General features: G+C 71.0%; 26 protein-coding genes. 13 read left to right on the top strand and 13 right to left on the bottom strand.

Annotated features, from left to right (window positions below):
- The first annotated feature begins 29 nt into the window (after window positions 1-29).
- The 3 genes from ACFQS7_RS07690 to chrA all read left to right on the top strand — a co-directional run bounded on the left by ACFQS7_RS07690 (window position 30) and on the right by chrA (window position 2,178).
- The gene (locus ACFQS7_RS07690) at window positions 30-569 is read left to right on the top strand and encodes a ferritin-like domain-containing protein (protein ID WP_380066453.1); all 540 of its coding nucleotides are present in this window, start codon (window positions 30-32) and stop codon (window positions 567-569) included.
- Between the two features lie 113 nt (window positions 570-682).
- Window positions 683-844, top strand: a complete 162-nt coding sequence (locus tag ACFQS7_RS07685; RefSeq protein ID WP_380066452.1) for a hypothetical protein — start codon at window positions 683-685, stop codon at window positions 842-844.
- Window positions 841-2,178: a chromate efflux transporter gene (gene chrA / locus ACFQS7_RS07680; RefSeq protein ID WP_380066451.1), complete on the top strand. Its 1,338-nt coding sequence runs from the start codon at window positions 841-843 to the stop codon at window positions 2,176-2,178. Before ACFQS7_RS07685 ends, chrA begins: the two co-directional genes overlap by 4 nt.
- A 190-nt stretch (window positions 2,179-2,368) precedes the next feature.
- On the opposite strand, the gene ACFQS7_RS07675 is transcribed toward chrA, so the two are convergent.
- From ACFQS7_RS07675 to msrA, 8 genes are all read right to left on the bottom strand, one after another.
- Window positions 2,369-3,595, bottom strand: coding sequence for an NAD(P)/FAD-dependent oxidoreductase (locus ACFQS7_RS07675; RefSeq protein ID WP_380066450.1), 1,227 nt, complete (start codon window positions 3,593-3,595; stop codon window positions 2,369-2,371).
- Window positions 3,596-3,719: 124 nt separating this feature from the next.
- Window positions 3,720-4,640, bottom strand: a complete 921-nt coding sequence (locus ACFQS7_RS07670) for a sensor histidine kinase (protein WP_380066449.1) — start codon at window positions 4,638-4,640, stop codon at window positions 3,720-3,722.
- Between the two features lie 286 nt (window positions 4,641-4,926).
- Window positions 4,927-5,277, bottom strand: coding sequence for a hypothetical protein (locus ACFQS7_RS07665; RefSeq protein ID WP_380066448.1), 351 nt, complete (start codon window positions 5,275-5,277; stop codon window positions 4,927-4,929).
- 48 nt (window positions 5,278-5,325) lie between these two features.
- Window positions 5,326-6,267, bottom strand: coding sequence for a sterol desaturase family protein (locus ACFQS7_RS07660; RefSeq protein ID WP_380066447.1), 942 nt, complete (start codon window positions 6,265-6,267; stop codon window positions 5,326-5,328).
- The gene (locus ACFQS7_RS07655) at window positions 6,264-7,007 is read right to left on the bottom strand and encodes a polysaccharide deacetylase family protein (RefSeq protein ID WP_380066446.1); all 744 of its coding nucleotides are present in this window, start codon (window positions 7,005-7,007) and stop codon (window positions 6,264-6,266) included. The genes ACFQS7_RS07660 and ACFQS7_RS07655 overlap by 4 nt, the downstream gene beginning before the upstream one ends.
- Window positions 7,004-8,059 (bottom strand): beta-propeller fold lactonase family protein, encoded by a 1,056-nt coding sequence (locus ACFQS7_RS07650; RefSeq protein ID WP_380066445.1) that lies wholly within the window; start codon window positions 8,057-8,059, stop codon window positions 7,004-7,006. The genes ACFQS7_RS07655 and ACFQS7_RS07650 overlap by 4 nt, the downstream gene beginning before the upstream one ends.
- A gap of 87 nt (window positions 8,060-8,146) precedes the next feature.
- Complete coding sequence (gene msrB / locus ACFQS7_RS07645) at window positions 8,147-8,575, bottom strand: peptide-methionine (R)-S-oxide reductase MsrB (protein WP_380066444.1); 429 nt, start codon at window positions 8,573-8,575, stop codon at window positions 8,147-8,149.
- 22 nt (window positions 8,576-8,597) lie between these two features.
- Window positions 8,598-9,173, bottom strand: a complete 576-nt coding sequence (gene msrA / locus ACFQS7_RS07640) for a peptide-methionine (S)-S-oxide reductase MsrA (protein WP_380066443.1) — start codon at window positions 9,171-9,173, stop codon at window positions 8,598-8,600.
- Window positions 9,174-9,311: 138 nt separating this feature from the next.
- Here msrA and ACFQS7_RS07635 point away from each other — a divergent pair, with 138 nt between their 5' ends.
- The 8 genes from ACFQS7_RS07635 (at window position 9,312) to ACFQS7_RS07600 (ending at window position 18,068) form a co-directional block, all read left to right on the top strand.
- Window positions 9,312-10,295: a hypothetical protein gene (locus tag ACFQS7_RS07635; RefSeq protein ID WP_380066442.1), complete on the top strand. Its 984-nt coding sequence runs from the start codon at window positions 9,312-9,314 to the stop codon at window positions 10,293-10,295.
- The gene (locus ACFQS7_RS07630; RefSeq protein ID WP_380066441.1) at window positions 10,295-11,407 is read left to right on the top strand and encodes an acyltransferase family protein; all 1,113 of its coding nucleotides are present in this window, start codon (window positions 10,295-10,297) and stop codon (window positions 11,405-11,407) included. Before ACFQS7_RS07635 ends, ACFQS7_RS07630 begins: the two co-directional genes overlap by 1 nt.
- Window positions 11,408-11,461: 54 nt before the next feature.
- Window positions 11,462-11,992 (top strand): hypothetical protein, encoded by a 531-nt coding sequence (locus ACFQS7_RS07625; RefSeq protein WP_380066440.1) that lies wholly within the window; start codon window positions 11,462-11,464, stop codon window positions 11,990-11,992.
- A gap of 103 nt (window positions 11,993-12,095) precedes the next feature.
- The gene (locus ACFQS7_RS07620) at window positions 12,096-13,577 is read left to right on the top strand and encodes a GumC family protein (protein WP_380066439.1); all 1,482 of its coding nucleotides are present in this window, start codon (window positions 12,096-12,098) and stop codon (window positions 13,575-13,577) included.
- Window positions 13,574-14,689: a glycosyltransferase gene (locus ACFQS7_RS07615; RefSeq protein ID WP_380066438.1), complete on the top strand. Its 1,116-nt coding sequence runs from the start codon at window positions 13,574-13,576 to the stop codon at window positions 14,687-14,689. Before ACFQS7_RS07620 ends, ACFQS7_RS07615 begins: the two co-directional genes overlap by 4 nt.
- Before the next feature lie 5 nt (window positions 14,690-14,694).
- Entirely contained in the window at window positions 14,695-15,864 is a 1,170-nt protein-coding gene (locus ACFQS7_RS07610) for a glycosyltransferase family 2 protein (protein ID WP_380066437.1), read from the top strand.
- Between the two features lie 80 nt (window positions 15,865-15,944).
- Window positions 15,945-16,583 (top strand): sugar transferase, encoded by a 639-nt coding sequence (locus ACFQS7_RS07605; protein ID WP_380066436.1) that lies wholly within the window; start codon window positions 15,945-15,947, stop codon window positions 16,581-16,583.
- Window positions 16,584-16,880: 297 nt separating this feature from the next.
- Window positions 16,881-18,068 carry a glycoside hydrolase family 108 protein gene (locus ACFQS7_RS07600; protein WP_380066435.1) on the top strand — a complete coding sequence of 396 codons (1,188 nt, stop codon included), beginning with the start codon at window positions 16,881-16,883 and terminating at the stop codon, window positions 18,066-18,068.
- Window positions 18,069-18,076: 8 nt separating this feature from the next.
- On the opposite strand, the gene ugpC is transcribed toward ACFQS7_RS07600, so the two are convergent.
- The 5 genes from ugpC to ACFQS7_RS07575 form a co-directional block, all read right to left on the bottom strand.
- Entirely contained in the window at window positions 18,077-19,150 is a 1,074-nt protein-coding gene (ugpC, locus tag ACFQS7_RS07595; RefSeq protein WP_380066434.1) for a sn-glycerol-3-phosphate ABC transporter ATP-binding protein UgpC, read from the bottom strand.
- Window positions 19,150-20,007, bottom strand: a complete 858-nt coding sequence (ugpE, locus tag ACFQS7_RS07590; RefSeq protein WP_380066433.1) for a sn-glycerol-3-phosphate ABC transporter permease UgpE — start codon at window positions 20,005-20,007, stop codon at window positions 19,150-19,152. The genes ugpC and ugpE overlap by 1 nt, the downstream gene beginning before the upstream one ends.
- Window positions 19,994-20,875, bottom strand: coding sequence for a sn-glycerol-3-phosphate ABC transporter permease UgpA (ugpA, locus tag ACFQS7_RS07585; protein WP_380066432.1), 882 nt, complete (start codon window positions 20,873-20,875; stop codon window positions 19,994-19,996). Before ugpA ends, ugpE begins: the two co-directional genes overlap by 14 nt.
- A gap of 85 nt (window positions 20,876-20,960) precedes the next feature.
- Window positions 20,961-22,304, bottom strand: coding sequence for a sn-glycerol-3-phosphate ABC transporter substrate-binding protein UgpB (gene ugpB / locus ACFQS7_RS07580; RefSeq protein WP_380066431.1), 1,344 nt, complete (start codon window positions 22,302-22,304; stop codon window positions 20,961-20,963).
- A 124-nt stretch (window positions 22,305-22,428) separates the two neighbouring features.
- Window positions 22,429-23,592: a diaminopropionate ammonia-lyase gene (locus ACFQS7_RS07575; RefSeq protein ID WP_380066430.1), complete on the bottom strand. Its 1,164-nt coding sequence runs from the start codon at window positions 23,590-23,592 to the stop codon at window positions 22,429-22,431.
- Between the two features lie 86 nt (window positions 23,593-23,678).
- Between ACFQS7_RS07575 and denD the strand changes: the two genes are divergently transcribed.
- Together denD and ACFQS7_RS07565 are read left to right on the top strand one after the other, a co-directional pair.
- A complete protein-coding gene (gene denD, locus ACFQS7_RS07570) occupies window positions 23,679-24,665 on the top strand; it encodes a D-erythronate dehydrogenase (RefSeq protein WP_380066429.1) in 987 nt (328 codons plus the stop codon).
- On the top strand, window positions 24,665-25,057 hold the full coding sequence (locus tag ACFQS7_RS07565) for a RidA family protein (protein ID WP_380066428.1): 393 nt from the start codon (window positions 24,665-24,667) through the stop codon (window positions 25,055-25,057). The genes denD and ACFQS7_RS07565 overlap by 1 nt, the downstream gene beginning before the upstream one ends.
- The last annotated feature ends 65 nt before the right edge of the window (window positions 25,058-25,122 follow it).

Genomic DNA, 25,122 nt, shown 5'->3' with positions numbered 1-25,122 from the left:
CCCGGCCACGACGCGGAGGGAAACGGCCAATGGACGACCTGAACAAGCTGATGATCGAGCAACTGCGCGACGCCTACAGCGCAGAGAAGCAGGCGCTGCGCGTGATGCCGCGGATGGCCAAGAAGGTCAGCTCGCCGGCGCTGAAGGAGGCGCTGCAGCTGCACGCCGAACAGACCGAGACCCAGGTCGAGCGGCTGGACCAGGCGCTGGAGATGCTGGGCGGCAAGGCCGGCCGCAAGGTCTGCGAGGGCATGCGCGGAATCCTCGAGGAGGCGCAGCAGGAGATCGAGGAGCAGGAGAAGGGCCCTGTCCTCGACATGCTGGTGGTCGCCGGCATCCAGCGCGTCGAGCACTACGAGATCGCCGCCTACGGCACCATGGTCGCGCTGGCCAAGGCGGCCGGGCAGACCAAGCTCGCCGACCTGCTGGCCGAGACGCTGGCGGAGGAGAAGCAGACCGACGAGACGCTCTCCAGGCTCGCCGAGAGCGAGGTGAACCCGGCGGCGATCGAGGGCATGCAGCAGACCGAGCCGGCGAACGACCGCAAGGGCAAGCGCGGCGCCGCCTGAGGCTTAGGGCAGCGGCGGAGCATCTCCGCCGCTGCCTGCCGCCCGGCGGCACTTCCCGGTGGCGGCCATGTCCTGCGTAATCGCCCACGGACGAACCGGACGGTCTGCCCATCGTGACGGTCGCATGGCATATCGTCGGGCGTCGGCTTGACGGGGACCATTTCATGGCGCGGATGGACGAGTTGCCGCAGAACGAGGCGCGCGACATCCACGTCGCCGGAGCCCGGTTCATCGACCCGTGGTCGGCCGCCGCCAGCCAGGTGGTGCCGCGGTGAGCGGGACGCCAGGCTTCCCCAGCTTCGCCGATGCGACCCGCGTCTGGTTCCGCATCGGCTGCCTGTCCTTCGGCGGCCCGGCGGGGCAGATCGCGCTGATGCACCGCGAAGTGGTGGACGAGCGCCGCTGGGTTTCCGACGCGCGCTTCCTGCATGCGCTGAACTTCTGCACCCTGCTGCCGGGTCCGGAGGCGCAGCAACTTGCCACCTATCTCGGCTGGCTGATGCATGGGGTGAAGGGCGGGCTGGCGGCAGGGCTGCTCTTCGTCCTCCCCGGCGCCGTGGTGATGCTGGCGCTGTCGGCGATCTATGTCGCCTTCGGCGAGATGCCGATCATCGCCGGGCTGTTCTATGGCCTGAAATGCGCCGTGCTGGTGCTGGTGGTGGAGGCGCTGCTGCGGGTGGCGAAGCGCGCGCTGCGGGGCCGCGTGCCCTGGGCGGCCGCCGGGCTGGCCTTCGCTGCGCTGTTCCTGCTCAACCTGCCCTTCCCGGTGGTGGTCCTTGCGGCGGGCCTGGCCGGCTATCTTGCCCCCGCGGCCTTCGCCGGCGGCGGCCATGCCGAGCCGAAGGACGGCCCGCCGGCGCTGCTCGATGCGCTGCTGGCTGCCGAACCGGACCGCATCGCCCGGCTGACCGGTGCAGCGCGGCGGGCCGGGCTGCTGGCGGTTGTCCTGTGGGTCTGGCCGGTGGTGCTGCTGCTCGGCACAGCGGTATGGGGCGATATCGCCTGGTTCTTCTCGAAGATGGCCATCGTCACCTTCGGCGGCGCCTATGCCGTGCTGGCCTATGTGGCGCAGGAGGCGGTGGAGCATTACCGCTGGCTTTCGGCCGGGCAGATGCTGGCCGGCCTCGGTCTCGCGGAGACCACGCCGGGGCCGCTGATCCTGGTGCTGCAATTCGTCGGCTACCTGGCGGGCCATGCGCAAGGCGGCGTCTGGGGCGGGGTGCTCGGCGCGCTGTTGACCCTCTGGGTCACCTTCGCCCCCTGCTTCGCCTGGATCTTTCTCGGGGCCCCCTATGTGGAGCGGCTGCACGACGCGCCGCGGCTCAAGGGCGCGCTGGCCGGAGTGACGGCCGCGGTGGTCGGTGTCATTGCCAACCTGGCGGTGTGGTTCGGCCTACGCGTGCTGTTCGGCGCCATGCGGGAGATTCCGCTCGGCCCGGCGACGCTGGAGGTGCCGATCATGGCCAGTATCGATCCGGTCGCGGCGCTGCTGGCCATGCTGGCGGCGATCTGCCTGTTCCGCATGAAGATGGGTGTGGTGAAGACCCTGGGCATCGCCGCCCTGGCCGGTCTCGTGCTGCACACCGCCTTCGGCTGGCTGCTTGGCTAGAGTCTGTCAGGCGCTGATAGAAGCGCCGGACAGACTCCAGGCCCTTGTTCTGTCGTCTGATTCACGTCCTTCGGTGCGTCCACCTCAGACGATCACACTCTAAGCAGCCTTTCGCGCCGCAATCGGCACTGGCCCCCGGCGGGAAAGGCTGCTTGAGCTTCTTCATGTGCGCGAACCTCCAGAGGCTTGCTCAGGCGGCCTGCCCGGCCACCCAACCGCTGCTCCAGGCCCATTGGAAATTATAGCCGCCGAGCCAGCCGGTGACATCCACCGCCTCCCCCACCACGAACAGCCCCGGCACCGCCTTGGCTTGGCAGTCACGGGACGACAACGCCGCGGTATCCACGCCGCCCAAAGTCACCTCGGCCTTGGCGTAGCCCTCCGTTCCGGCCGGCAGCAGGCGCCAGGCCTTGATCTGCCCGGCTGCGGCATCGATGGCGCGGTCCGGCAGGTCGGCCATCCGCGGCCCCGGCAGATGCAGCCCGGCCAGCGCCTGGGCCAGGCGCTGCGGCAGCCACTCGCCGAGGATGGTGCGCGGCTCCGCCCGCGGCCGGGCGCGGCGGGCGACCCGCAGCAAGGCCGTCGGGTCCTGGCCGGGCAGCAGGTCAACCAGCAACGGCTCCCCCGGCGCCCAGTACGAACTGGCCTGCAGGATGGCCGGGCCGGACAGGCCACGATGGGTGAACAGCATCGCCTCCCGGAACGCCACCTTGCCGCAGCGAGCGATGCTGTCGAGCGCGACGCCGGACAGTGGCCGCATCAGGTCGAGCAAGGTGCCCTCGAAGGTCAGCGGCACCAGGCCGGGGCGCGGCGCGACCAAAGGCAGGCCGAAGCGGCGGGCGATGTCGTGCGCCAGGCCGGTGGCGCCCATCTTCGGGATGGATAGCCCACCGGTGGCCAGCACGAGGGACGGCGCCTCGAAGGCGCCGCGGTCGGTCTCGACCCGGAAGTGGTCCGCCCGGGTGACGCCGGTGACGCGGTGCGACAGGCGGAGGTCGACCCCGGCGGCCGCGGCCTCCGCCAGCAGCATTGCCACCACCTGCCGGGCCGAGCCGTCGCAGAACAACTGGCCCAGCGTCTTCTCGTGGAAGGCGATGCCGTGCTTGCGCACCAGGGCGATGAAGTCGTGCTGGGTGTAGCGGGCCAACGCCGACTTGGCGAAATGCGGGTTGGCCGAGAGGAAGCGGTCGGACCGGCAGTCGCTGTTGGTGAAATTGCAGCGGCCACCACCGGAGATGAGGATCTTCTTCCCCGCCGCCTCGGCATGGTCGAGCAGCAGCACGCGGCGGCCACGCTGGCCGGCGCTGATCGCAGCCATCAGGCCCGCGGCGCCGGCGCCGAGGATGATCACATCGAAGAACGGCGGATTGGTCAGCGAAGGGATCCGGGGGACAGGGACGATGACTGCGGGGGCCATACAGCCCCCGCGCCGGCCTTCCTACAGCGGATTGCGTTCGTGCATGAGCACTGCTCCGCTGCAGCCTGTCGTCTGCAGGGCGGATTCACCCATCCGGGGCGCTCACGCCCTCCGGCGCGCCGTCCTACCGCATACCGGCGCGGCGTCCTTCCTCCATCGGCGCATCGGGCAAGGCCTCGGCCGCCGGGACGCGTGCGAGACCCGCGGCGGGGAAGCGCAACGTGCAGAGCGTCCCGCCCACCTCGCCGGCGCGCACGTCCAGCCGCCCGCCGAGCTGCCCCGCAAGCGCCCGCACCAGGCGCATGCCGCTGCCGCTGCCCATCGCCGCCAGCCGAGCCTTGCCGAGGCCGATGCCGTTGTCGGAGACGGTAAGCTGGTAGGTGTCGTGGTGTCGTAGGAAGCAGATCCGGACGATCCCACCCTGCGCCCGCGGGAAGGCGTATTTCAGGGCATTGGTGACAAGCTCGTTCACCACCAGCCCAAGATCGCCGGCGACGGAGACCGGCAGGCCATGCGCCTCGGCCTCCGCAGTCAGCGCCATGCCGCTGTCGGGCAGCAAGGCGGCGCGGAGATCGTCGGCCAGGCCTTCCAGGAAGGTTTGGCTATCCACCATGCCGGCACCGCCCCGGCTAGCCAGCCGGCGGTGGACCCGACCAAGGATCTGGATGCGGCCGGCGGCCTGGAGCAGGGCACCGGAGACCGCCGGCTCAGTGCCGGCCTGGGCCTGCAGCAGGCCGACGAGCCTTTGCATGTCGTTCCGGATCCGGTGAGACATTTCCTCCAGCAGCAGGCCGCGCTCGCGGGACACCGCCTCCGTGCCGCGCAGCCGGGCAGCGAGCCGCGCAAGGTGACCGCGCGGCAGCGCGATCGCCGCGGCAACGCCCTTGGCCAAGGCGAACCAGAGCAAAGCCCGCAACAGCGTCGGAATGCCCAGCGTCCCGGCCTCGGCGGCAGGCCAGAGCAGCCAGACGAAGCCGGCCGCCGCCGCGGCGAGCCCTCCGGCAAGGCCGACGCCGAGCGCCGCCACCGCCACCGCGGCGAGCAACAGGGCCTGCCGCTCCGCCGCTCCGAGCGCAGGGAGTAGCTCACCCCCCACCCCGGCGACGAGGGCAAGACCGCTTCCAACCGCGATCCGCAGCGCGCGTTGCCAAGCGTCGGTCAGGCCCCGTTGGGGCTCGGCGTCATCGTGCAGGGTGGCATCCTTGGCAACGGTGCCGCAGTTTGCGGCACGCGCCGCAATCTGTGGATCGTGCGCGGAACGCGACGACCCGGGGTAAAGTGCCACGACGCATCGAGAAAAACGGGCCGGTCGGCGGTGTGGCCCGGGCGCGCTACAGCCGCGAAGCCCAGGACAGGAAAACCAGGAAGCCCGCAAGGCCGGTGAAGACATGGACGACCAACAGCCATTCGGCGGCCCGGCGGGCCGGGCGGGCGAGCAGCCGGGGCAGCAGCCCGCCCAGCACGGCGGCGCCCAACAGGCTGCCGGCGATGAGGCCCGGCGGGGCGATGCTGCCTTCGGGCGGGGCATGCAACAAGAGGAAGAACAGCCAGACGCCGATCGCGCCGCAGGCGAGGTGCAGGGTCACGATCCAGGGCCGCCGCCGGCGGGCGAGGTACTGGAAGCCGACCAGCACGCCGAGCGCCACTGTCGCCAGCAACAGCAGGATGCCCAGGGCTTTCATGCAGCGGTCCTCATGCGGCGGCGCCTTCAGCCAGTAGCGCGAGCGAGCCTACCGCCCGGCGATCGCCCCCACCATCCGCCGCAGCCCGACCGCCTGCTGTCGCAGCCAGCCACCGCTCGCCAGGGATTCCGGCTCCTCCGGCGTCCCGGTCGGCGGGAATACGCCGCGGCGGAAATTCGCGGTGCCGAAGGCCCAGTCCCAGACCGGCAGCAGCACCGCGTAATTCTGCCCATGCGCCCCGGCTGAGAGAGGCGCATGATGTTGCCGGTGGAAGCGCGGCGAGACCAGCAACCGCTCTCCTACCCGGCCATAGTCCAGCCGGACATTGGCGTGGGAAAGGCTCTCGGCCAGGCGCAGGATCAGCACGATCACCGGGAACTGCCCCGGCGGCACGCCGATCAGCAGGGCGATCACGCCGAACCAGACCGCCGCCAGCACGTCGTCCAGCACATGGTTGCGGTCGTCGGTCCAGAAGGTCATCTGCCGCTGCGCATGGTGGATGGCGTGCAGCGCCCACCACCAGCGGAAGGTGTGCTGCGCCCGGTGCCGCCAGTATTCGGCGAAATCCAGGATCACGACATAGGCGGCGAAGGCGGCGACCGGGTGGTCCCGCAGCGGCGGCAGCATTTCCTCCAGCGTCGGCGGCAGCAGCCCGGCCTCGGTCAGCCAGCCTTCCCAGGCCGCCTGGGCGGAAGCCAGCAGCACGAAGGCCAGCAGCGGCAGCAGCCCGAGCCGGCTGAGGAAGGTATAGAGCATGTCGGTCCGCACTGCGCCGCGGTCGGCCAGCGGCTCGACCGGCCGCCAGGCCTCCAGCGGCCGGCAGAGCGCCCAGGCGACGACGATGCCGAGCAGGCCGAACAGCGCGAAGTCCAGCCAGGCATAGGCATCCTCCGCCCAGTCCATCAGGCCGAGCGCATAGAGCAGCGGCTGCAGCGCATGCTCGAAGATCCAGCCGGTGAGGTCGGTATAAAGATCGCTGATGCCGGTCACGCGCGCCCCTCCGCCGGCAGCGGGGCGAAGCAGAGGCCGCGCGCCTGCAGGCCGCCGATCACCTCGTCCAGCACCCCGGCGAAGGGATCCCGCCGGCTGCGGATGCCCCAGTGCAGCACCACCACCTCGCCGTCCCGGGTGCGTTCGATGGCGCGGCTGGCGAGCGCTGCATTGGGGTGCTTTGCGCTGTCCAGCTCGTCGCCCCAGAAGCCGTTGGCGGTCCAGCCCTGGTGCCGCAGCCCGCAGGCGCCGGCGAGCGCGATGGCGTTCGGCGTGACGATGCCGCCCGGTGCGCGCCACAGCGGCAGGATCCTGGCCTCGGGCGCCAACTGCTTCAGCCGGTCCGTCGGCCGGCGCAGCTCGGCGCAGAGTGCCGCGAGGTCAAGCACCTCCTCCCCCGCCTTCTGGCTGGAGACGTAGCGGACCTTGCCCGGTGCCGGGTCCCCCCGGAAATACCAGTGCCGCCAGGTATGGCTGGCGAAGGCATGGCCCTCGGCCGCGCGGGCCCGCCAGAACGGCGCCCAGCTGTCGTCCAGCGTCCGGTCGCCCCGATAGGTCGGCTCGTCCGCCACGAACAGCGTCGCCCGCACCCCACGCCGGCGCAGGATGGCGGCGATCTGCTCGGCCTCCCGCGACCAGCCGGTGTCGATGGTCAGGTAGACGGTGCCGCGGCAGGCCGGCTGCGCCCGCACGGCCACCGGCGTGGCGGCCAGGGCGCCGAGCAGCCCACGCCGCCTCATCGGCCGAGCATGCGCTGCCAGACCGCGGGCTGTTGCGCCGGAGGCGTCGCCTCGGCCTTGGCCGGCGTGACCTCGGGCGGCGGCGCGGCTTCGGACACCGCCAGCGGCGGCAGCGGCGTGGCACGCGGCTGCACGTACACGCCGTGCGGCGAGCGGCCGACCGGCACGGTCTCCGCCTCCCCGGTCGCCGGATCGACGATCGCCAGCCGCCCGGTCCAGCGCATGGTCACCCAGAGCCGCCCCTGGCGGTCGAAGGCGATGCAGTCCGGCCCGCCCGGCAGTTCCCAGCGGGTCCGGGGCTCCAGCGTCTCGCTGTCCAGCACGGTGATGCGGCTGTCCACCCGGCTGTTCACGTACAGCGACTTGCCATCCGGCGAGCGGAACACGGTATGCGCCCCGCGCCCGGCGAAGATGGTGCGCTCCACCTTGCCGTCGATGGGGTTCACCACGGCGACATGGTCCGACCCCATGATGCCGACCAGCAGCTTGCCGTTGTGCCAGGTGACGCCGGCCGGCTGCGGTCCGACCTCGGCCGACCAGAGCGGCTTGTAGGTCGCCAGGTCGATCGCCATCAGCCGCCGCGCGCCCTGCAGGGTGATGAAGGCGATCCGGCTGTCGGGCGTGTAGGCCAGGTGGCTCGGCTTGTCGGGCACCTTCAGCCGGGCCAGCAGGGTGCGGGTCGCGGCCTCGTAGATGTCGACCTGGTCGCGGCGCAGGCTGGTGACCACCAGCAGCCTCCCGTCCGGGCTGAGCTCCATGTGGTAGGGGTTGCTGAACTTCTCCCGCCTGGTGACCTCCGCGGTCGCCGGGTCGATGAAGATCAGCTCGTTGCCGCCGGCATCCCCCACCATCAGCTCGCCCCGCTCGGGCGTCAGGATGAGGTGGTGCGCCTCCCGCAGCACCGGGATGCGGCGCACCTCCTCCCGCGTCGTGCTTTCCAGCACGCTGATGGAGGCATCGGCGCTGTTCAGCACATAGACCAGATCGGCCTTGGCAGTGCCCGGTAGCAGGCCCGCCAGGCCGAAAAAAAGCGCGAGTCGGGCGCGCCGCATGGTACTGGGACCTTCAAACTGGGGCGGGAAAATTCCTCGCCCGGCGCATAAAGGCAAGCGACGTTGCGTTCAACGCTTTGCGGTTGATCAACCCGCCTTGGGTTGGAAGCGCATCGCCACGCCATTCATGCAGAAGCGCTGGCCGGTCGGCGGCGGCCCGTCCGGGAAGACGTGGCCGAGATGGCCGCCGCACCGGGCGCAGTGCACCTCGGTCCGGGTCATGAAGAAGCTGCGGTCGGTGGTGGTGCCGACGCCTGCCTCCTTCGGCGCCCAGAAGCTCGGCCAGCCGGTGCCGCTCTCGAATTTGGTGTCGGCGTCGAACAGCGGATGGCCGCAGCCCGCGCAGACGAAGGTGCCCGGGCGCTTCTCGGCATTCAGCGGGCTGGTGCCGGCGCGTTCGGTGCCGTGCTCACGCAGCACGCGGAAGGCCTCGGGCGGCAGCTCGCGCCGCCATTCGGCCTCGGGCTTCTCGACCGGGTAGTGCTCGGTCGGGGTTTCCTTGCGGAACAGGGACATGGGTCGATCCTCGATCAGGGCGTCAGGCCGCGGGGCGCTTCAGCCGGTCGGCGTAGAGCTTGCGGAATTTGGCGACCTTCGGGCCGACCACAACCTGGCAATAGCCGCTCCAGGGGTTCCGCGCGAAGTAGTCCTGGTGCTCCGGCTCGCCGGGCCAGTAGTGCTCGAAGGGCACCAGTTCGGTGACCAGCGGCGCCGCCCAGACGCCGGCCGCCTTGATCTCCGCCATCACCGCCTCGGCCGTTTCCCGCTGTTCCGGCGAATGGAACAGGATGACGGAGCGGTACTGCGGCCCGACATCATTGCCCTGACGGTCCTTGGTGGTCGGGTCGTGGATGGTGAAGAAGACCCGCAGCAGGTCGGCATAGCTCACCACTGCCGGGTCGAAGGTTACCTGCACCACCTCGGCATGCCCGGTGCGCTTGCCGCAGACCTGCTCGTAGGTCGGGTTGGCGGCATGGCCACCGGCATAGCCGGAATGCACCTGCGCCACGCCGTGCAGGTCGCGGAACACCGCGTCCAGGCACCAGAAGCAGCCGCCACCCAGGGTGGCGGTCTCCAGCCCTGGCGCCGTGTTCCGGATTTCCGTCCCACTCATGCCTTGTCTCCTTCGGTTTGCCCCAACATAGGGTGCCGCCAGCCCAGGTGCAGCCGGCATCGCAAAATGCGACCCCACCCGGCACGCAACTTGCGGTAGAAGGCATCGCGCGGTTCCCTAGGACCGCAGGAGCCTGCCATGCCCGTCGCCATCAGCGTCGCCGTATTCGCCCGCAACGAAGCCGCCGGCCTGCAGGATTGCCTGCGGGCGCTGGATGTGGCGCTCGACGGGCTGGATGCCAGCCTCACCGTGGTGCTCAACGGCACCACCGACGACAGCGGCGGTGCCGTCCGCCGTTTCGCCGCGGCAGCCCGGCATTCGCTGCGGCTGTTCGACATCCCCTTCGCCGACAAGTCCAATGCCTGGAACCAGTATGTCCATGCCCTGGCGCCTGAGGCCGGGATGCATGTCTTCGTCGATGCCTATGCCACGGTTACGCCAGGGGCGATTCGCGCCCTGGCGGCGGCGCTGGCGGAGCAGCCGCGGGCGTTGGCCGCGGCTGCCCTGCCCTCCTGCGGCCGCAGCGCCCCGGCGCAGCGCCAGCAGATGCGCCGCGCACCGTCCCTGCACGGGTCGCTGCATGCCTTGCGCGGCGATTTCCTGGACCGGGTCCGCGCCGCCGGTATCCGCCTGCCGGTCGGCCTCTACCGCGGCGACGGGCTGATCGGCAGCCTGGTGGTGCACGACCTCGATGCCCTGGCGAATCCCTGGGATACCGACCGGATCGCCCTGGCCGAGGACGCGACCTGGAAGGTGGCCACGCTATCCCCCTTCCGGCCGCGCGACCTGCACCGCCTGTGGAACCGCCGCATCCAGCAGGCGCGTGGCCGGTTCGAGGATGCCGCGCTGAAGGAGTGTCTCTATTCCGCCAATTTTGCTGGGCTGCCTTTATTCGCGGATCGAATGCTGGCAGATTGGCTCCGCCGGAATCCCGCGGCTACCCAAGGCCGCGTCCTTTTCCCCCGACTGGCCCAGGCACGTCTGGCAAATCCGCGTTCTCCTTCCGCGGCCTTGTTGGAACCAACCGTGCTGCCGCTCGGGCCTGCGCAGGATCCCACCGGATCCTGGCAGGGGAGTGCAGAGGGGGCGCCGCCCCCTCTGCCCACTCGGAATGCCGCCTGATGCGGGTCCGGGTCCTCGACAGCTTGCGTGGCCTGGCCGCCTTCATGGTGGTGCTCTATCATGCCTGGCAGACCCTGCCGCCCGGCCCGCTTGCCGACGGCATCCGCCAGGCCCTGCTGTTCACCCCGTTCAAGTCTGCGGTGGGCGCCCGGCCGGCGGTGATCCTGTTCTTCGTTCTGTCCGGCTATGTCCTGGCTTTGGCGCTCACCCACGGTCCTGGCACGGGGTGGGGCGGCTTCGTGCTGCGGCGGATCTGCCGGGTCTGGCTGCCCTTTGCCGTCTCCATCCTGCTCTCGGCCGGGCTTTACTGGCTGATGCGCCCCACCGCCCTGGCCGGCGTGCATCCCTGGTTCAACGCCGATCCCTGGTCCGCCGCCCCGGATGCCGAGACGATCTGGCGGCACCTCGCCATGCTGGGCGACACCCATTCGGCCCATCTGAACGTGGTGATGTGGAGCCTGACCTATGAGCTGCGCATCTCCCTGGTCTTCCCGCTGCTGCTGCTGGCGGTGCAGCGGCTGCCGCTGCGGGTCCTGCTGCCCGGCATGCTGGCGCTGCAGGTCGGCACCGATGCGACGATGCGCTGGCTCGGCCTGCCGCTGGCGCCCTTCTTCGGCGATGGCTGGGTGGGGGCGACCCTGACCACGCTGCATTTCGTCAACTGCTTCCTGGTCGGCGCCCTGCTGGCCTTGCGTGGGGAGGCGGTGCAGGCCGCGCTCGCCCGGCTGCCGGGCTGGACCCGCGCCGGGCTCTGGCTGGCCGCGATGCTGCTGCTCGGCCCGTCGATCGACTACACCTGCACGCTCGGCGCCGCGCTGCTGATGGCGCTCGCCATCGGCTCGCCCACAGCCCAGCGGCTGCTGGAGGTGCCGCCGCTGCTCTGGCTCGGCAAGGTGTCCTATAGCCTCTATCTGGTCCACGTGCCGGTGCTGCTGGTGGTGGTGCATGGGCTGCACGGGTGGCTGCCGCTGGAGGCGATGCTGCTGCTCGCCATCCTGCTCGCCTTGCCGGCGGCCGAGGCGATGAACCGCTGGGTGGAGCAGCCCTCCATGACCCTGGCCCGCCGGCTGCCCGGCGCGGCGCCCCACCCGGCCCGGCCGGTGCCGGGATGAGGGCCGCGGCAGGCCGGCTTGCCGTCGTTCTGCGGCCAGCCTAACCCCATCGCCATGGCAGCCTCGCTCCGATGCGTTTCGCTCCTGCTGTCGCTGGCTTTGCTGGCGGCCTGCAACCCGGACCCGATGCGCTTCATCCCGCCGACCGACCGCACTCTGCTGGAAGCCCAGGCGCGGCTCGGCGAGAGCGGCGCGACGCGGCAGCCGGGCGGCCGCATCACGGTTGCCGAACTGCTCGCCAAGGCTCGCGCCGAATCCGTCGCGCCGCAGGGGCCGGCGGCGCAGACCGGGCTGGTGCTGCGCTTCACCGCCACGCAGGTGCAGCCGGACGATGCCCAGCGCCGCGACGTGGCAGCCTTCGCCGCCGCGATGCGCGGGGCCGCCCTGGTAACCGTGGCCAGCCGCCCGGCCGGGTTCGAAGGCGGCGATGCCTCACTTATTGGTGAACGACGCGCTCTGGCGGTTGCCCGGCTGATCCGGCCGGAAGTGCCGAACGTGGAACTGCGCTTCGAGGCGGCCATTCCGGCCGGCGAGGTGCTGGTGCTGCTGGGCAGCCTGCCATCGGCCGGAGAGGCACGCCGTTAAGTTGATATCCCCTTACAAAGCGATCTTGCGCTAAAAGAGGTCAAGCGCCAGCCGGAGCGCCGGCCCCTGCCCGGGGCGGCAGCCGGCGGGCGCGGAGCCATCGATGTCCGACATCCCCGCCAACGCCGCTGCGATAGCACCGCCGGCCCCCCCGCCCATCGCGGAGGTGATCCATGCCGTTCTCGCGGCAGCCTGGCGCCGGCGCTACGTCATCCTGCTGCCCATCATCGTCCTGCCGCCGGTCGGCTTCTTCCTCGGCAGCATGGCGCCGCGCAGCTACGAGACGCGGATGAGCGTGCTCATCCAGGACCCGGCCAAGTTCAACCCGTTCCTGGAAGACCTCTCGGTCAAGACCAATCTGAAGGAGCGGATGGAGGGGCTGCGCGCCCTGCTGATGAGCCGCCACGTGCTCGGCCAGGTCGCCGAGGACCTGCAGATGGTCCCGCCCAACGCCACCGAGGCGCAGCAATCCGGCGCGGTCGCCGAGCTCGCGGCCGGTCTTTCCGTCACCCTCCTGGGGCAGGAGATGGTGGAGATGCGCTACCGCGCCCGCACGCCGGAAGGCATGGACCGCACGCTCGCGCAGATCGGCACCCGCTTCATCGAGAAGGTGCGCGGGCCCGAGGACAGCAGCATGCGGGACAGCTTCCGCTTCCTGGAAGGCCAGTGGAACGACAGCCAGGCGCAGCTGCAACGGAGCGAGCAGGCACTGGCCGAGTTCAAGGCGCGGCACGCCGCCCAATTGCCCGAACTGCGCACCGCCAACCTCCAGCGCATGGCGACGCTGCGGGAACAGCTCGCCGACCGCGAGGTCAAGCTGGCCGGGGCCGAGGGCGAGGTCGCGGCGATGAAGGACCGGCTGGTGCAGACCAATCCGGTGCTCGGCCGGATGGAGCAGGACATCGTCGCCATCCTCGGCGAGCTGGCCCTGCTGCGGGCCCGCTATACCGAGGAACACTCCGCGGTGCAGGCCGCCGAGGGCCGGCTCAAGCGGCTGGAGAACGAGCGGCAGGCCATGCTGAAGGCGGCCGAGCAGGCGCCGGCGGTCGACATGGACCGGCTGTGGAACCTCGCCGCCACCCTGCAGCCGAAGACCGAGGGGGCGCAGCCGCTGCTGATCTCGCAGATCGCCGGCATGGCCGCGGCGCGCGACCGGCTGGAGCAGCTGCGCGGCGAGACCGCCAACATGCGCGCCAGCATCGCCGAACTCGCCACCAAGATCGCCGGCAACGGCGAGGTGGAGCGCGAGCTCAAGGGCCTGGAGCGCGAGGCCCAGGTGAAGGCCGAACTGACCCAGCAGCTGCGCACCCGGTTCGAGCGCGCCCGGGTGACCAGCGAGCTGGCGACCCAGCAGGCGCCGGAGCGCATCAAGATCATCGACCGCCCCTACCGGCCCTCGGCGCCGATGAAGCCGATGACGGTGATCTTCGCCGGCGCCGGCGTCGCCGCCGGCATCGGCCTCGGCATCGCCCTTGCCTTCCTGCTGGAACTGGTAGACGGCACCTTCCGCCGCGTCCGTGACGTCGAGAAGACCACCGGGGTGAAGGTCCTGGCCCGCATCCCCTCGGTCCGGCGCCCGGCATGAGCTCGGCAGCCACCCTGCCGCTGGCGGCCGCCGCCGCGGCGACCGGCGCGGTCGTCCATGTGGTGCAGCACCTCGCCCCGGGGGGGCTGGAGGTGATGGCGCTGGAACTGGCCCACGCCCAGGCGGCGCGCCACCCGACCCTGGTCCTGAGCCTGGAGGGCGATGAGGCCGAAGCCGTCGCCGCCTGGCCGCGGCTGGCCGAGCACCGCGGCCGCCTGCTGTTCGGGGCGAAGGGCCCGGGGCTCGACCCGCTGCTGCCCTTCCGCCTCGCCGCACTGTTCCGCCGGCTGCGGCCGGCTGCCGTCCATACCCACCATGTCGGGCCGCTGCTCTATGCCGGGCCGGCCGCTAGGCTGGCCGGCATCCGGGCGCGGCTGCACACCGAACACGACGCCTGGCACCTGGCCGACCCGAAGCGCGCCCGGCTGGTCCGCGCCGCGCTCGCCCTGGCCCGGCCGGTGCTGATCGCCGATGCGCCGCATGTTGCCGCGGCGGTCGAGGCGGCGATCGGCGCCCGGCCGCAGGTGGTGCTGAACGGCGTCGATACCGACCGCTTCCTGCCGGCCGATGCGGCGGCGAAGGCGGCGGCCCGCGCCGCGCTCGGCCTGCCCCTGGACCGCGCCGTCATCGGCATCGCGGCGCGGCTGGAGCCGGTGAAGGGCGTCGACCTGGCCGTCGCCGCCATGGCGCGGCTGCCGGGCGACGCGATCCTGGCCATCGCCGGCGCGGGCGGGGAGGCCGCTGCGCTGCGCGCCCAGGCCGCCGGCCTCGGCGACCGGGTCCGCTTCCTCGGCCTGCTCGGCGACATGCCGGGCTTCTACGCGGCACTCGACCTCTATTGCCTGCCCTCGCGGAACGAAGGCTTGCCGCTCGCCCTGCTCGAGGCCCAGGCCTGCGGCCTGCCGGTGGTGGCGACCGCGGTCGGCGGCGTGCCCGCGGCGGTCGACCCGGCCAGCGGCACCCTGGTGCCGGCCGAGGACCCGGCGGCGCTGGCCGCGGCGCTCGGCGCCGGCCTGGCCGGGCGTGGCGGCGACCCGCGCGGCTTCGTGCTGCGGCAGGGCAGCCTGGCGGTCGCGGCGCGCGAATACCTCGCCCTCGCCGGGTTGGGCTGAGCGCCATGCAGACCCTGCTCGCGGCGCTCACCCTCGGCGCGCTGGCGCTGGCCGCCTGGCACCATGCCGCCTGGCCGCTGCTGCTGTCGCGCATCGCCCGCCGGCAAGCGCCGTCGCCTGTTCCGCTGGTGGAATCGGCACTGCCGGCCATCACGCTGGTGATGCCGGCCTATAACGAGGCCGCCTTCATCGCCCGCAAGCTGCGCAACCTGGCGGCGCTGGATTACCCGAAGGACCGGCTGCTGGTGATCCTGGCCTGCGACGGCTGCACCGACGGCACCGTTGCCATTGCCGAGGCCACCTTGCAGGAGCCGGATTGCGCCGGGCTGCGCGCCGAAATCCGCGACCTGCGGCCGAACCGCGGCAAGCTCGGCGTGCTGAACGAGCTGATCGGCGCGCTGCCGCCGGGGATCGTCGCGCTGTCCGACATCTCGGCCATGCTGCCGCCCGATGCGCTGCGCCGGGCGGCGGCGCATTTCGCCGACCCGCGGCTTGGCGCGGTGGGCGGCACCTATGTGCTGGAACGGGCGGGATCGGCGGGCGAGGCCAAGTACTGGCAATACCAAGTGGCGGTGAAGCGTGGGGAGGCCGCGCTCGGCGCACCGCTCGGACTGCACGGCGCCTTCTGGGCCTTCCGCCGGGAGGCCTGGTCGCCGCTGCCACCCGACACCATCAACGACGACTTCCTCTGGCCCGCCCATATGGCCGAACGGGGCTGGCGCATCGCCTACGACGAGACGATCCGGACGCGGGAGGCGGAGGTAGCCGATGCCGGGCTGGATGCCCGGCGGCGCCGGCGGATCGCGGCGGGCAATGCGCAGCAACTCTGGCGGGCCCGTGGTTTGCTGCATCCGCGGCATGGCGGCATCGCGCTGGCCTTCCTGTCGGGCAAGGCGCTGCGGGTGGTGATGCCCTTCCTGTTGCTGGCGGCGGCACTGGGGACCCTGGCTTTGGTCCCCGTCTCCAATTTCTTCCTTTTCCTCGCAATTTGCGAGGCTTTTTGCGTCCTGCTGGCCGCGTGCGGCTGGCTGCTCGGCAGCCGGGCGCCGAAACCCTTGGCAATCCTCAATTATCTGGTGACCGGCCACCTCGCCAGTGCGATCGGCGTGGCACGCTACCTGCTGTTTCGCCCCCGACAGCCCTGGCGTCGCGCGGCGGATACCGCGCCGGCCTGAGGGCGGTTCGCCGAAACCTGGCCTCGCCAGCGGAGGCGCGCCGCCCGCCGAACAGCGGGGCCAGGACCGGAGCCGCCGCGATGACCGAGACCCTTCATTTGCCGCCCCACGTGGCCATCGCCAAGCGGGTCTTCGACATCGTCGTCGCGCTGCTGGGCCTGCTGCTGACCCTGCCGCTCTGGCCGCTGATCGCCCTGGCCATTCGGTTGGACAGCCCCGGCCCCATCGTCTACCGCCAGATGCGCATCGGCCGGATGCTGCCGGACCGGACCGAAGTCTTCATGATGCTGAAATTCCGCAGCATGCGGACGGATGCCGAGAAGGCCGGCGCGGTCTGGGCGCAGAAGCGCGACCCGCGCATCACCCGGGTCGGGCTGTTCCTGCGCAAGACCCGGCTGGACGAGTTGCCGCAGCTGCTGAACGTGCTGCGGGGCGACATGGCGATCATCGGTCCGCGGCCGGAGCGGCCGGGCTTCTACCAGAAGCTGGAACGCTCCATCCCCTTCTTTGCCGACCGTACCGCTGGCATCCGCCCGGGCATCACCGGGCTGGCGCAGGTGAACCAGGGCTACGACACCTGTCTGGACGACGTCCGCAACAAGGCGGCCTTCGACCATGCCTATGCGCTGGCGCTGCGTGGCCTGCGCGCCTGGTTCGTCATGGATACGTCGCTGGCCTTGCGCACCGTCACCGTCATGGTCACGGGGCGTGGCCAATGACTCAGCGAACATGACTTCGAGCTTCGACTGGGCACCCGGCGGACTGCGCTGCCTGATCGCGGCGCCGGCCTCCCGGTTGATGCACCCGCCTGCGCTGCCGACCGCGCTGGCGCTGGCGGAACCGCCATCAGGTGGCCAGGCGGAGGCGGCACGGGCGCCAGCGCCGGCAGCCGTGGGGTGAGAAAGCCCTTCCCAACCAGAGATAGAAATATTTTCCTTGCAATTGCCGCCCTGAAATAGGCTTATATTCCCGTCCGAGGGAAGCGCCTGGCCGACCCTCGCTGGAGGAGTTCCGCCATGCTTCCCCTGGTCCCCCTGATCTCCCTTGCCAGCAGCCTGGTACCCGACTTGGTCGGGCTGTTTGGCGGTCGGCGCGCCGGCGAGTTGGCCGGCCGGGTCGCCGCGGTGGTGCAGTCGGTCGCCGGCACCGATGACATCGACGCGGCCGCCAAGGCGGTCCGTGCGGATGCCGCCAAGGCCAGTGAGCTGACGCTGCGGCTGGAAGAGGTCCGCCGCGAATACCTCGACCTGCAGGCGAAGGACCGCCAGGCCGAGCGGCAGTCGATAGTGGAGGCCTTGCGGATCGAGCTCGACGACCGCCGGCGGGCCAGCGGGGCGATGGTCGGCGCGCTCGGCGCCGAGGGCTGGACGGCCCGGGCCGTGGCGCTCGGGCCGGCGGCGGTCTCGGTGATCGTCATGCTCGGCTTCTTCGTCTTCACCGGCTGGCTGGTGCGCGACCCGCCGGCCGGGGCGGATGCGACCACGCTGACGCTGCTGAACGTTGTGGTGGGCTCGCTGGTCGCCGGCTTCACCGCAGTGGTCAATTTCTGGCTCGGCTCCAGCCAGGGCTCGCGCGACAAGGATCGCGCGGCGGCGGCGCTGCGGCAGGGGCAGGCCGGGGCGGGAAAGGCCGTCGCCGAGCCTGCCCCTGCGGCGCCCGTCCCGCCGGCAGCCGGCCCGCAGCCTGGGCAGCCCAGCCGGTTCGACCTCTGCCTGCCGATCGTGCTCGCCAAGGAAGGCGGCTTCGCCGACGACCCGGCCGATCCGGGCGGCGCGACGCAGATGGGCATCACCCAGCGCACCTTGGCGGCCTGGCGCGGCCGGCCGGTGACGACGCAGGAAGTGCGCGACCTGACCCGGGCGGAGGCGAAGGAGATCTACCGGGCGCAGTACTGGAACCTGATGCGCTGCGAGGACCTGCCGCGCGGGCTCGACCTGGTGATCTTCGACTTCGGCGTGAATGCCGGGCCGGGCACCGCGGTGAAGACGCTGCAGCGGGCGGTCGGCACCGTGCCGGATGGCGCGGTCGGCCCCTTCACCCTGCAGGCGGCGCGCGCGGCCGATGCCCGAGCCCTGGTCGGCGCCGTCAGCCAGGCGCGGCTGGAGCACTGCCGCGGACTGACCGGCTTCGCCCGGTTCGGCGCGGGCTGGACCAGCCGCATCGAGGACATCCGGCGGCAGGCGCTGCTGATGGTGGCGGCATGAGTCGCCGTTCAGCCGTCGACGGAGTCGAGCCGGCGGCCACCCTCGGCGGCGAAGACATGCAGCGCCTCGGCCGGCAATGCGACGGGCAGCGTGCCGTCGCGCGGGCCGGGGCCGGTGAGCTTCACCACCAGCGCCTCGCCGTTCGGCAGGCGGCCGTGCAGCACGGTCTCCGAGCCCAGCGGCTCGGCCAATTCCAGCGCCAGGGCGAGGCCGGCGGGGTCGGCGCGGATATGTTCGGGCCGGAGGCCGATGGTCAGCGGCATGCCGTCCGGGCCGGGGCGCGGGCCATCGGCGAAGCGGATCACCGGCCCGGCGTCGAGCGCCACGGCCCGCCCGCCCTCCGCCAGGCGTCCGCCGAGGAAGTTCATCGAGGGGCTGCCGATGAAGCCGGCGACATAGGTATCGGCCGGCCGCTCGAAGATCTCCATCGGCGTCGCCACCTGCGCCGCATGGCCCTGGTGCATCACCACGAGGCGGTCGCCCAGGGTCATCGCCTCGACCTGGTCATGCGTGACGAACAGCGACGTCACGCCGAGCCGCTTCTGCAGCCGGCGGATCTCGGCCCGCATCTGGACGCGGAGCTTGGCGTCGAGGTTGGACAGCGGCTCGTCGAACAGGAAGAGCTTCGGCTCGCGGATGATGGCGCGGCCCATGGCGACGCGCTGGCGCTGGCCGCCCGAGAGCTGGCGCGGCCGGCGGTCGAGCAGCGGGCCGATGCCGATGAGCTCGGCGGTCGCGGCGACGCGGCGGGCTATCTCGTCCCGCGGCAGGCCGCGGATCTTCAGCCCGTAGCCCATGTTCTGGGCGACGGTCATGTGCGGGTAGAGCGCGTAGTTCTGGAAGACCATGGCGATGTCGCGGTCGGCGGGCTCGAGCGCGGTGACGTCCCTGCCCTCGATCCGGACATGGCCGCTGGTCGCGGTCTCCAGACCCGCCACGATCCGCAGCAGGGTGGACTTGCCGCAGCCGGAGGCGCCGACGATGACGATCATCTCGCCGTCCGCCACATGCAGGTCGACGCCATGCAGCACCTTCGTCGCGCCGAAGGATTTCTGCACGTCCATGAGGTCGAGCGTGGCCATTACTTTTCGGTATCCGTGAGGCCTTTGACGAACCAGCGCTGCATCAGCATCACCACCAGGACCGGCGGCAGCATGGCGAGCACGCAGGTCGCCATGACGATGTTCCATTCGGTGTTGGACTCGGAGCCGATCATCTTGACCATGCCGATCACCACCGTCTCGACATCCGCCGAGGTGGCGACCAGCAGCGGCCAGAGATACTGGTTCCAGCCATAGACGAACAGGATGACGAAGAGCGCCGCCATGTTGGTGCGCGACAGCGGCAGCACCACGTCCCAGAAGAAGCGCAGCGGCCCGGCGCCGTCCATCTTGGCGGCCTCGACGAACTCGTCCGGGATGGTCAGGAAGAACTGACGGAACAGCAGCGTCGCGGTGGCCGAGGCGATGACCGGGATGATCAGCCCGGCATAGGTGTTCACCAGGCCGAGGTCGGAGACCACCTTGAAGGTCGGGAAGATGCGGACCTCCACGGGAAGCATCAGGGTGATGAAGATCGCCCAGAAGGCCAGCCGCCGCCCGGGGAAGCGGAAGAAGACCACCGCATAGGCCGAGATGATGGAGATGGCGATCTTCCCCACCGCGATCGACAGCGCCATGACCATGCTGTTCCACAGCATCCAGCCGACGCCGACGCCGGTGCCGCCGCGGGTCCAGGCCGCCTGGTAGTTTTCCAGCGCATGCGGGCCCGGCAGCAGCGGCACCTCGCCGCGGCCGATGGTGGCGGCGTCATGGGTCGAGCCCATCAGGACGATCCACAGCGGCAAAGCGAAGAGGATGACGCCGATCCCGAGGATCGCATGCGTCACCCAGGCGCCGCCGCGGCCCTCCGCGGCCAGGGGGGCGTCAGTAGTGGACACGGCGTTCGACATAGCGGAACTGGATGGCGGTCAGCAGGATGACGACGATCATCAGCACCACCGACTGGGCCGAGGAGGAGCCGAGGTCGAGGTTGACCCTTCCGTCGACATAGGCGCGGTAGATCAGCGTCTCGGTCGCCTTGGCCGGGCCGCCCTTGGTCAGCGCGTCGATGACGCCGAAGGTGTCGAAGAAGGCGTAGACCAGGTTCACCACCAGCAGGAAGAAGGTGGTGGGCGAAAGCAGCGGGAAGATGATGGTCCAGAACCGCCGCGTGGCCCGCGCCCCGTCGATGGCGGCGGCTTCCAGCACCGCCTTCGGGATGGATTGCAGCCCGGCCAGGAAGAAGATGAAGTTGTAGGAGACCTGCTTCCAGGCTGAGGCCAGGATCACCACCAGCATCGCCTGGTTGCCGTTCAGCTTGTAGTCGAAGGGCAGGCCGGCGTCGTTCAGGGCGCGGCCGATCAGCCCGATGCTGGGATGAAAGAGGAAGATCCACAGCACCGCGGCGATCGCCGGCGCGATGGCATAGGGCCAGATCAGCAGGGTGCGGTAGCCGCCGGCGCCCTTGATCTGCTTGTCCGCCAGCACCGCCAGCAGCAGCGCCACGGCGAGGGCGATGACGGTCACGCCGGTCGAGAAGACCGCGGTGTTGCGGATGGTGTCGAGGTAGAGCGGGTCGGCGAAGAGGTCCTGGAAATTCTCGAACCCCACGAAGGTGGTGCGGATGCCGAAGGCGTCCTGCCGCAGGAAGGCGAACCACACCGCCTGCCCCGCCGGCCAGAAGAAGAAGACGATGGTGATTGCCATCTGCGGCAGCAGCAGCAAATACGGCAACAGCTTCTGGTTGAAGACAACCTTGCGGTCCAAGGGCCGACCCTAAACTAGAGGTGTCCAGAGGCCTTCCGGCCTTTGGCGGGAGGGTCCAGGGAGGGCGGAGCCCTCCTTGGGTGCTTCACGCCTTGTTGGCGCGTTCGAAGTTCCGCAGCACCACGTTACCGCGCCGGTTGGCGGATTCCAGCGCCGCGGTCGCGGGCTGCTGCCCCTGCAGCGCCTTCTCCAGTTCCTCCTGGATGATGTTCCTGATCTCGACCATCCCGCCCAGCCGGAAGCCGGCGCTGTTCGGCGTCGGCTCGGCGCGGGAGAGCTGCAGGATGGCGGCGTCGGCGCCGGGGTTCTGCGTGTAGTACCCCTCGGCCTTGGCCTTCTCGTAGGCCGCCAGGGTGATCGGCACGTAGCCGGTCGCCTTGTGCCACCAGAGATCCTGGTCGACGTCGGAGATCGAGCGGAAGAACTCCGCCACGCCCTTGTATTCCGCCGGCGTCCGGGTCTTGGACGTCAGCGTCCAGAGGCTGGCGCCGCCCAGCACGCCGTTCTTCGGCGTGGCGATCACGTCGTCATGGTAGGGCAGCGGGACGGAGGCCCATTTGAACCTGGCCTCCTTCGCCACCCGGGCGCGGAGCGAGGAGGACATGAAGCTGATCGCCGCCTCGCCGGCGACGAACAGGCCGTCCGCGGCATTGTCGCGGCCGCCGTAGCGGAACATGCCGTCCTTCTGCAGCGCCAGCAGGTACTCCACCTGCTTGACGAAGAGCGGGCTGGTCAGCCGCAGCTCGGCCCCCAGCCCCTCGAAGCCGTTCGACAGGGTAGCGAAGGGCACGTCGTGCATCGCCGCCATCTGCTCGAACATCACCCAGGTGGGCCAGGAGGTGGTGACGGCGACCGGCGCCGCATTGGCCGCCTTGATCTTCTCCGCCGCCGCGCGGATCTGCTTCCAGGTCTTCGGCAGGTCGGTGGTGGACAGCCCGGCCTTGTCGAAGGCGTCGAGGTTGATCCACATGATGGCCGAAGACGAGTTGTGCGGCATCGAGATCAGCCGCCCCTGCGTGTCGCTGTAGTAGCCGCGGACGCCGGCGAGGTAGCGCTTCGGGTCCAGCGCCACGCCGGACTGGGCCAGCAGCTCGTGCACCGGGCGGATCGCCGGTCCGGCCGACATCATGGTGGCGGTGCCGACCTCGAAGACCTGGACGATATGCGGCGGGTTGCCGGCGCGCCAAGCGGCGATCGCGCCGGTCATGGCATCGGTGTAGCTGCCCTTGAAGCTGGGCACGACGGTGACGCCGGCCTGGCTGTCGTTGAAGCGCTTGACCTGCTCGCCGACGATCTCGCCGAGCACGCCGGGCATGGCGTGCCAGAACTGGATCTCGGTCCGCGATGCACTGCCGCCCTGGGCGCGGGTGACGGAAGGCGCGGCGAGGCCGAGGGCGGCGGCCCCGGCCAGCAAGGAACGGCGCTGCATGGCGTGATCTCCCCGATCGGCGTTTGGTGCGGCGGCTGGTAGCCGCCGCGCGTTGCGCTTCTGTGACAAGCTGGCGTCAGATTGGTGAAGCGGCGCGCCCGCGGCAAGCGGCAGCGTCGAAATGTCAGCCCACCAGCCTGGAATAAAGCTCCGGGTCGGTCGCCCCCTCGGTGCCGAAGAGCAGGATGCGGCTGGCCTCCTCCAGCCCCAGCGCGTTGCGGCCGAACGGGTCGCGGGCGGCGAGCAACAGGCCGGCCAGGCCGGCGACGGCGCTTTCCCCGGCAACGACCTTGGGATCGCGCTTCGCCAGCAGCTTCATGCAGTCCACCGCCGAGTCGTCCGGCACCGCCATCCAGGCGAAGGCGGCGCGTTCCAATTCCTGCCAGGCCAGCAGGCTGGGTTCCCCGCAGGCCAGGCCCGCCATGATGGTGTCGAGGTCGCCCTCGATGCTGGTGGGCTGGCCGGCCTCGGCGCTGGCCAGCAGGCAGGCGGCCTTGTCGGGCTCCACCACCACCAGCTTCGGCGCGTTGGCGCCGTAGCGGGCGCGCATCTGGACCGAGACGGCGGCCGCGACGCCCCCCACCCCGCCCTGGATGAAGACATGGGTGGGCGGCTGCGGCAGCGACTCGGCGGCCTCGTCGGCCATCAGCCGGTAGCCCTGCATGACGTCGCGCGGCACCTCGGTATAGCCGGCATAGGAGGTGTCGGAGACGACGAACCAAGCCTCCGCCTCCGCCGTCCGCTGGGCGGCGCGCACGGCATCGTCATAGGTGCCGGGGACCACCCGGATCTCGGCGCCGTATTTGGCGATGGCGTCGCGGCGGCCCTGGCTGACCGTCTCATGCACGAAGATGACGCAGCGGGCGCCGAACCGCTCGGCGCCCCAGGCGACGCTGCGGCCATGGTTGCCATCCGTGGCGCAGGTCACGGTGATGGCGCGGACCGCATCCTTGTACTTCCCCTCGGCCAGTTCCTCGGCGGTGGCGGCGTTCGCCACGCCGCGGCGCGACAGCTCGGCCTGCAGCAGCTTCATCACCGCGTAGGCCCCGCCCAGCGCCTTGAAGCTGCCGAGGCCGAACCGCCCGCCCTCGTCCTTCCAATGGACCGAACCCACCCGGGCCGCGCTTGCTACCTCCGGCAGCGGAAGCAGCGGCGTCGGTGCATAGCCGGGCCAGGAGGCGATCTCCGCCTTGGCGCGGCGGAAGCCTCCCTCGGGGAGGACGACCACGCCGGGGGTCCCGGGATGGCGGTTGAGCAGCAGGCGGTAGGAGCGGCGGGGTATGGTCATGGCGGCGGACCATGGCCCGCTTGCGCCGATGCTGCCAAGGCGCGACATCAAGCGTTGGGCGCCACGGCGCGAAAAAGGAGGACGCCATGCAGATCACGATCCTGGGCGGCGGGGGCTTCCTCGGGCGCAAGCTGGCGCATCGGCTGGCCGCCGACGGCGCGCTGGACGGCCGCGCGATCACTGGCCTGACCCTGTTCGACCTGACGGCGCCGTCGCCGGTGCCTGCCCCCTTCCCGGTCCGCTGCCTCGGCGGCAACATCGCCGATGCCGAGGCGGTGAAGGCGGCGGTTCCGCCCGGCACCGACGTGGTGGTGCATCTGGCAGCCGTGGTGTCGGCCCAGGCGGAATCGGATTTCGACCTCGGCCTGATGGTGAACCTCCATGGCACGCTGGCGGTGCTGCAGGCCTGCCGCGCCCTGCCGAAGCCACCCCGGGTGGTCTTCACCTCCTCGGTCGCCAGCTTCAGCGGCGGGCAGGAGGCGCGGCTGGAGGACGATGCCCGCCAGCTGCCCGGCAACAGCTACGGCGCGGAGAAGGCGGCGGCCGAGCTGCTGCTGCAGGATGCCAGCCGCCGCGGCTTTCTCGACGCTGTCAGTATCCGCCTGCCCACCGTCATCGTCCGTCCCGGCCGGCCGAACAAGGCGGCGTCGAGCTTCGTCTCGGCGATCCTGCGGGAGCCGCTGCTGGGGCTCGAAACCGAATTGCCGGTGGGGGAGGAATTCGCCCTCTGGATCTGCTCGCCCCGGCGTGCGGTCGAATGGTTCCTGCACGCCATGGCGATGGACACCGCCCCGCTCGGCCTCGACCGCGGCATCAACCCGCCCGGGCGCAGCGCCACGGTCGGCAAGATGCTGGCGGCGCTGGAGGAGGTGGCCGGGCCCGAGGCGCGCGCCCGGGTGAAGCATGTGCCCGATGCGGCGATCGAGGCGATCGTCGGCACCTGGCCGGCCAGCTTCACCGCCGAGCGCGCCCGCCGGCTGCACGGCTTCTCCGAGCAGGAAAGCCTCGAGGAGATCATCCAGGCCTTCATCGAGGACGACCTGGCCGCGACGCGCGCCGACCGGGGCATCTGATGCTGGAGCTCGCCCGTTACCTGCTGCCCGATGCGCCGCAACGCGTGGCGCCCTTCAGCCATGCGGTCCGGGCGGGCGATTTCCTCTTCGTCACAGGCCAGATGCCGACCCTGCCGGGCGGCGGGATGCAGCTGGTCGAGGGCGGGATCGAGGCGCAGACCGGCCAGGTGATCGAGAACCTGCGGACGGTGCTGGCCGGCAGCGGCGGGGCGTGGACACGGACGGTCTTCGCCCGGGTCTACCTGACGGAGTTCGTCCGCGACTACCCCGCGATGAACGCGATCTGGGAGGCGAGCTTCCCGCCGGGCGGGCTGCCGGCGCGCACCTGCGTCGGCGTCACTGCGCTGGCGGTCGGTGCGCTGGTGGAGATCGACCTGGTGGCGGCGCTTTGAAGGCCATAAGGAAGCAAGGCCGGGGGAGACAGTATTCTCCCCCGGACCCTCTCATTTATTTCTGT

This window comes from Dankookia sp. GCM10030260, from assembly GCF_042666655.1.
In the GTDB taxonomy this organism is placed as follows: Bacteria; Pseudomonadota; Alphaproteobacteria; order Acetobacterales; family Acetobacteraceae; genus Paracraurococcus.
The sequence above is the reverse complement of the archived record's forward strand: the minus strand, read 5'-3'. Positions and strand labels throughout refer to the sequence as shown.

Coding starts and splice junctions, on each gene's coding strand:
- ACFQS7_RS07620 (WP_380066439.1), top strand. CDS start 12,096: ATGTCCGACATCCCCGCCAACGCCGCTGCGATAGCACCGCCGGCCCCC.
- ACFQS7_RS07655 (WP_380066446.1), bottom strand. CDS start 7,007: ATGAGGCGGCGTGGGCTGCTCGGCGCCCTGGCCGCCACGCCGGTGGCC.
- ACFQS7_RS07575 (WP_380066430.1), bottom strand. CDS start 23,592: ATGACCATACCCCGCCGCTCCTACCGCCTGCTGCTCAACCGCCATCCC.
- msrB (WP_380066444.1), bottom strand. CDS start 8,575: ATGTCCCTGTTCCGCAAGGAAACCCCGACCGAGCACTACCCGGTCGAG.
- ACFQS7_RS07605 (WP_380066436.1), top strand. CDS start 15,945: ATGACCGAGACCCTTCATTTGCCGCCCCACGTGGCCATCGCCAAGCGG.
- ugpB (WP_380066431.1), bottom strand. CDS start 22,304: ATGCAGCGCCGTTCCTTGCTGGCCGGGGCCGCCGCCCTCGGCCTCGCC.
- ACFQS7_RS07615 (WP_380066438.1), top strand. CDS start 13,574: ATGAGCTCGGCAGCCACCCTGCCGCTGGCGGCCGCCGCCGCGGCGACC.
- ACFQS7_RS07630 (WP_380066441.1), top strand. CDS start 10,295: ATGCGGGTCCGGGTCCTCGACAGCTTGCGTGGCCTGGCCGCCTTCATG.
- msrA (WP_380066443.1), bottom strand. CDS start 9,173: ATGAGTGGGACGGAAATCCGGAACACGGCGCCAGGGCTGGAGACCGCC.
- ACFQS7_RS07610 (WP_380066437.1), top strand. CDS start 14,695: ATGCAGACCCTGCTCGCGGCGCTCACCCTCGGCGCGCTGGCGCTGGCC.
- ACFQS7_RS07675 (WP_380066450.1), bottom strand. CDS start 3,595: ATGGCCCCCGCAGTCATCGTCCCTGTCCCCCGGATCCCTTCGCTGACC.
- ACFQS7_RS07565 (WP_380066428.1), top strand. CDS start 24,665: ATGCTGGAGCTCGCCCGTTACCTGCTGCCCGATGCGCCGCAACGCGTG.
- ACFQS7_RS07600 (WP_380066435.1), top strand. CDS start 16,881: ATGCTTCCCCTGGTCCCCCTGATCTCCCTTGCCAGCAGCCTGGTACCC.
- ACFQS7_RS07690 (WP_380066453.1), top strand. CDS start 30: ATGGACGACCTGAACAAGCTGATGATCGAGCAACTGCGCGACGCCTAC.
- ACFQS7_RS07650 (WP_380066445.1), bottom strand. CDS start 8,059: ATGCGGCGCGCCCGACTCGCGCTTTTTTTCGGCCTGGCGGGCCTGCTA.
- ACFQS7_RS07665 (WP_380066448.1), bottom strand. CDS start 5,277: ATGAAAGCCCTGGGCATCCTGCTGTTGCTGGCGACAGTGGCGCTCGGC.
- ACFQS7_RS07625 (WP_380066440.1), top strand. CDS start 11,462: ATGGCAGCCTCGCTCCGATGCGTTTCGCTCCTGCTGTCGCTGGCTTTG.
- denD (WP_380066429.1), top strand. CDS start 23,679: ATGCAGATCACGATCCTGGGCGGCGGGGGCTTCCTCGGGCGCAAGCTG.
- ACFQS7_RS07635 (WP_380066442.1), top strand. CDS start 9,312: ATGCCCGTCGCCATCAGCGTCGCCGTATTCGCCCGCAACGAAGCCGCC.
- ugpC (WP_380066434.1), bottom strand. CDS start 19,150: ATGGCCACGCTCGACCTCATGGACGTGCAGAAATCCTTCGGCGCGACG.